This window comes from Bacteroides sp. (assembly GCF_019417265.1).
Lineage (GTDB): Bacteria > Bacteroidota > Bacteroidia > Bacteroidales > Bacteroidaceae > Phocaeicola.
Map to the genome: position 1 here is coordinate 1 of NZ_DXVR01000016.1, position 3,928 is coordinate 3,928.

4 protein-coding genes are annotated in these 3,928 nt (G+C 40.5%); all 4 read right to left on the reverse strand.

Features of this window, described 5'->3' with window-relative positions; genetic code table 11:
* On the reverse strand, window positions 1–175 hold a 175-nt coding region (locus QZ379_RS03655), incomplete at its 3' end, for an uL13 family ribosomal protein (protein ID WP_291558518.1).
* A gap of 257 nt (window positions 176–432) precedes the next feature.
* Window positions 433–918, reverse strand: a complete 486-nt coding sequence (locus QZ379_RS03660; protein ID WP_291558480.1) for a DUF4488 domain-containing protein — start codon at window positions 916–918, stop codon at window positions 433–435.
* Window positions 919–1,162: 244 nt separating this feature from the next.
* A complete protein-coding gene (gene asnS, locus QZ379_RS03665) occupies window positions 1,163–2,566 on the reverse strand; it encodes an asparagine--tRNA ligase (RefSeq protein WP_291558520.1) in 1,404 nt (467 codons plus the stop codon).
* Between the two features lie 16 nt (window positions 2,567–2,582).
* The gene (locus tag QZ379_RS03670) at window positions 2,583–3,866 is read right to left on the reverse strand and encodes a pseudouridine synthase (RefSeq protein WP_291558481.1); all 1,284 of its coding nucleotides are present in this window, start codon (window positions 3,864–3,866) and stop codon (window positions 2,583–2,585) included.
* Between the last annotated feature and the right edge of the window lie 62 nt (window positions 3,867–3,928).

Sequence of the window (3,928 nt, forward strand, 5' to 3'; positions counted from 1 at the left end):
CGTTATCACCGCAGTCTACGTGAGGAGTAAAGTTTGGTTTGTACTTTCCTCTCAACAGTTTCGCAACTTTAGCACCGAGACGGCCAACAACCTGATCGGTAGCATCTACTACAACCCATTCTTTAGTTGCAGTTTCCTTGTTTGCAGAAATGGTCTTGTAACTTAAAGTATCCACTCTTAAATCTTTTTTTAAATGTTAACTACTAAAAAACAATTTCCTCACACCCCATCCGTCCCGGACAAAGATGAATAAAGTGCTCAGAATCTTAATTTTATCACTATTTGATAATAATCGGCTTGCAAAGGTACAACTTTTCCCGAAATAGACAAAGTTTTTCAGCTTTTTTCTGATATAATTAGTTGATACTATGTAAAAAAAGGACAGCCGCCAACACTTGACAACTGTCCTTATATATACAATACAATATAAAACTACCTGATAATATTTTCCGGATATTCGTCCGACATTTCCACTTTCTTCCAAGTTTCGTAACACCAGGAATCTATTTTGTTTCCATTAATATCTTCCTTTAGAAAATATTTCACCACCATTATCCCTTCATCCATCATTTCGAAGTGCATAAGATTCTTTTTACCATTGAGCTGTGGAAGATGCAGATTCCTTTCAACAATCTCCGTATAAGAATTCTCAGAAGTCATCTCATACCTACCCTCACCTATAATAATAGCCCCATGAGGCATCATTACCATGTTGGTAAAACGACCGTCATCAGAAAGAATTTTCAGTGAATTACTTGTTTTGAGCTCACCGGCCACTGTTGGTGAATTAGAACGATAGAAACACATTTGCCAGATACCGTTAAGGCTAACAGGAACTTTTTCGGTTTTCTGCGCCAAAGCACTACCAGATGCAACCAGCATCATCAATGCCATAAGAATAAAATTGCGCATTTTCATAACACTATATATTTAAGTTTATTAATAGGTTTCTACAAATATATAAAAATAAATATTAGAAAGAAACACAGAAGCCTACTTTTTTGTTTAAAGTCAAAAACTTAATACATATTACAAAAAAAAACGAATAACCGGACTATCCTTATTTATTATTATTGAAAAAACGAAAATGGCCTTATCAAATCCACACCAGTGGAATGATAAAGCCATTTTCTATCCTTTTTTGATTATCTAACTTATAAGATTAGAATTCCGCATTTCTCGGAGTACGAGGGAAAGGAATCACATCACGGATATTAGACATACCGGTAACGAACAGCAACAAGCGTTCGAAACCAAGCCCGAATCCTGAATGAGGACAAGTTCCGTATTTACGAGTATCAAGATACCACCACATATCCTTCATCGGAATACCTAATTCCTGAATACGGGTAAGCAGCTTATCATAATCAGCCTCACGTTCTGATCCACCGATAATTTCACCAATCTTAGGGAACAAAACATCCATAGCGCGTACAGTCTTGCCATCTTCGTTCTGCTTCATATAGAAAGCTTTGATTTCCTTAGGATAGTCTGTCAGAATAACCGGTTTCTTGAAATGTTCCTCTACCAAGAAACGTTCGTGTTCTGAAGCCAGGTCAGCCCCCCAGAATACAGGGAACTCAAACTTGTGTCCTTTAGCAACCGCGTCTTCAAGAATCTTGATACCTTCTGTATAAGGCAAACGTACGAAGCTATCTTTAAGCACACTCTGCAAACGTTCAATCAATCCCTTATCGAACATGTCGTTCAAGAATTTCACGTCATCGTAGCAGTTATCCAAAGCCCACTGTACACAATACTTGATGAATTCCTCAGCCAAATCCATGTTGTCATAGATATCATTGAATGCCACTTCCGGTTCAATCATCCAGAACTCAGCCAGATGGCGAGGAGTATTTGAGTTCTCTGCACGGAAAGTAGGACCGAAAGTATAGATTGCACCAAGTGATGTTGCAGCCAACTCTCCTTCCAACTGACCAGACACTGTCAAGCTTGCCTGCTTACCGAAGAAATCATTATCATATACGATAGAACCATTTTCATCCTTCTTCAAATCATACAGATTCATAGTAGTAACCTGGAACATCTGTCCGGCACCTTCACAGTCAGAAGCTGTAATGATAGGAGTATGAAAATAGAAGAAACCACGGTCATGGAAGAACTTATGTATTGCTATAGCCATGTTATGACGAATGCGGAACACAGCACCGAAAGTATTTGTACGTGGACGCAAGTGTGCAATTTCGCGAAGGAACTCCATAGAGTGACCTTTCTTCTGAAGCGGATAAGTATTGTCACATACTCCCAACACCTCAATTTCGCGAGCCTGAATTTCGGCAGCCTGTCCTGCACCTACAGATTCCACCAATTCACCGTTTACGCTGATACATGCACCGGTAGTAATCTGTTTCAGCATTTCTTCGTCGAAGTCAGCCAAATCAACAACCACCTGCACATTATTTATAGTAGAACCGTCATTCAAGGCGATAAAGTTTACCTGTTTGCTACCGCGGCGGGTACGAACCCAACCCTTAACATTGACCATGCTTCCGAAATCGCGTGATTTCAGCACGTCAACAATCTTTGTTCTACGAATCATTTCCATCATTAAATAATTTAAATTATTCAAAAGACCCCATACGGAGCATATTTACCTCGTTTTCAGTCAAGAATCTCCAGTCGCCACGACGCAATCCCTTCTTGGTAAGTCCGGCAAAATAAACTCTGTCAAGTTTAATCACCTTATACCCCAAGTGTTCGAAAATACGACGTACGATACGGTTCTTTCCTGAGTGTATTTCTATTCCAACCTGTGATTTATCTGTATCAGAAGCATAGCTTACAGCATCAGCATGAATTTCACCATCTTCCAGAGTTATGCCCTGTATTATCTGGTCAAGGTCAGCCTTAGTAACATTCTTATCGCAGTAAACATGATAGATTTTCTTCTTCAAATATTTTGGATGAGTCAGTTTTGAAGCCATCTCACCATCATTTGTAAGCAGAAGTACACCTGTAGTATTGCGGTCAAGTCTTCCAACAGGATAAATACGTTCCTTGCATGCATTTTTCACGAAATCCAGTACAGTCTTACGCTCCTGTGGATCATCCGAAGTTGTTACACAATCTTTCGGCTTATTGAGCAGGATATACACCTTTCTCTCAATATTTACCGGCTGATCATGGAACTTAACCTCATCATTGCGGTGTACCTTAGTACCAAGCTCAGTTACCACTACCCCATTTACAGAAACCACACCGGCTGTGATAAATTCATCAGCCTCACGACGTGAACAGATTCCGGCATTAGCCAAATACTTGTTCAAGCGGATTGGCTCATTAGGGTCAGTAAGTACATCCTTGTACTCTATCTGCTTCTTCATGCTATATTTAGCATTCGGATTGTAGTCGTTTGTACGATGACGGAATCCACCCTGACGGTTGTTACCGTATCCGCCACCCTGCTGACGATATCCGCCCTGCTGTCCCTGACGAGGACGGAACTGACGCTGTTGGCCACCCTCATTATTATTAAATCTTGGAGTGAACGGACGCTGCTGACGTTCTCCGCCGTTATTATTGAAGCGTGGAGCACCATACGAACGCTCACCACCTTCATTGTTTCCATAAGGGCGATTACCATACGGACGCTGCTGACGGCCATAGTTATTATTGTTTCCATAACCACCACGCTGCTGACGGTCGCCACCATTATTATTGAATCGAGGGTTGAACGAAGAACGGTTCTGGCGTTCACCACCATCAAAACCATTGTTAGGACGACGTCCGTAGTTACCACCCTCATAACGATTATTTCTGTTATAACCCTCTCTGTTGTTGTAAAATTTTCTACCATCGCGGCCAGACTGGTTTTCACCATTTTGTCTGAATTCTCTTTCTGCCATAATAAAAATAAAATCAAAAAATTAATACTTTACCCTCTCGGGCTAAAAATGTCTCTATATAA

What these genes read in the sequence shown, in the direction of transcription:
- QZ379_RS03660 (WP_291558480.1), bottom strand. Translation starts at nt 918, where the DNA reads ATGAAAATGCGCAATTTTATTCTTATGGCATTGATGATGCTGGTTGCA.
- asnS (WP_291558520.1), bottom strand. Translation starts at nt 2,566, where the DNA reads ATGGAAATGATTCGTAGAACAAAGATTGTTGACGTGCTGAAATCACGC.
- QZ379_RS03670 (WP_291558481.1), bottom strand. Translation starts at nt 3,866, where the DNA reads ATGGCAGAAAGAGAATTCAGACAAAATGGTGAAAACCAGTCTGGCCGC.